This is a genomic window from Lamprobacter modestohalophilus, from assembly GCF_016583905.1.
Lineage (GTDB): Bacteria > Pseudomonadota > Gammaproteobacteria > Chromatiales > Chromatiaceae > Lamprobacter > Lamprobacter modestohalophilus.
Map to the genome: position 1 here is coordinate 1 of NZ_NRRY01000164.1, position 1,187 is coordinate 1,187.

At 65.0% G+C, this 1,187-nt stretch carries 2 protein-coding genes; one reads left to right on the forward strand and one right to left on the reverse strand.

What is annotated here, in order from left to right; translation table 11 throughout:
- A partial coding sequence (locus CKO42_RS26610) for a sigma-54-dependent transcriptional regulator (RefSeq protein ID WP_200252640.1) occupies nucleotides 1-538 on the reverse strand: 538 nt, incomplete at its 3' end.
- Nucleotides 539-744: 206 nt separating this feature from the next.
- Here CKO42_RS26610 and CKO42_RS26615 point away from each other — a divergent pair.
- Nucleotides 745-1,187: carboxymuconolactone decarboxylase family protein (locus tag CKO42_RS26615; RefSeq protein WP_200252644.1), on the forward strand; the 443-nt coding region annotated here is incomplete at its 3' end.

Below are 1,187 nucleotides of genomic sequence, written 5' to 3' on the forward strand. Positions count from 1 at the left end.
CCTCTTTGCCGGTTCCGGACTCACCGGTGATCAAGACCGTCGCCTGGGTGCGCGCGCTGCGGGCGATGGCCTTGCTGACGTCCAGCATGGCGTTGCTGCGACCGATCAGATCACGCGGCGCCTCGTCCTCAGAGGAGCCGGCAGGCGGGCTGTCACTTGTCTGGCTGAGCGCCTCACGCTCCCGCAGCAGGCGCTGCACGGCCTGGGTCAGCTCATCGGTCTTGATCGGCTTGTGTACGAAATCCGCGGCCCCGCGCTGGATCGCCGCGATCGCCAGCTCCAGGTCATGCTTGCCGGTCATCATCAGGATCGGCAACTGTGGATCGATCTCAAGCAACGGGCCGATCAGCTCACTGCCGAGCCCGTCGGGGAGCTGCTGATCGAGTAGGACCAGGTCGAACCGCCCCTGGCGCAACTGGTCGAGTCCGGCCTGCGCCCGCTCAGCATGGGTCACGGCGAAGTCCAGGTCCTCAAAGTGCATCGCGAGCATCTCGCCAAGGGCGCGATCATCCTCGATGATGAGCAGGCGTGGGGTCATCGCGTCGTCCTCTCAGGTGTCGGAATCGGGCTTTTTGCTTGGGCTTGGGCGGTGAGGCTTGGGCGGTGGCCAGTCCGTCCTCTGACGGCGCTGGTTGGAGTTTGCGCGCTCGGGGTGTGCTCACAGTGCAATGATCTCGTGTCTGAACCGGTCCGGTCTCTAAGATCACCGTGAGTGACCCTGTTAACGGACCCTTGGAGAACGCCATGTCTTTCAACTTTCCTGATCATGACCCTGAATCGGCGCCGAAGGATGCGCTGCCGGCGCTGACAGAGGCCGAGCACCACTTCGGTATGCTGCCCAACCTGATGCGCAAGATGGCCACCGCACCAGCGCTGCTGAAGGGCTACCTGGCCCTGGGTGAGCTGTTCGAGCAGACCTCGTTCTCGCCAGCCGAGCAACAGGTGGTGTTGCTGAGCGTCAGCCGCGAGAACCGCTGCGACTATTGTATGGGGGCGCACAGCGTGCTCGCGGACATGGCCGGTGTGCCCAAGGCGGTGACCGAAGCGCTGCGGGAGGGCCAACCCTTGCCTGATCCACGACTCGAGGCCCTGCGCCGCTTCACCACTGCGGTGGTTGCGGCGCGGGGCTGGGTGGATGAGGCAGAGGTCGCCGCGTTTCAGGAGGCCGGCTACGACGCGCAGCAGGT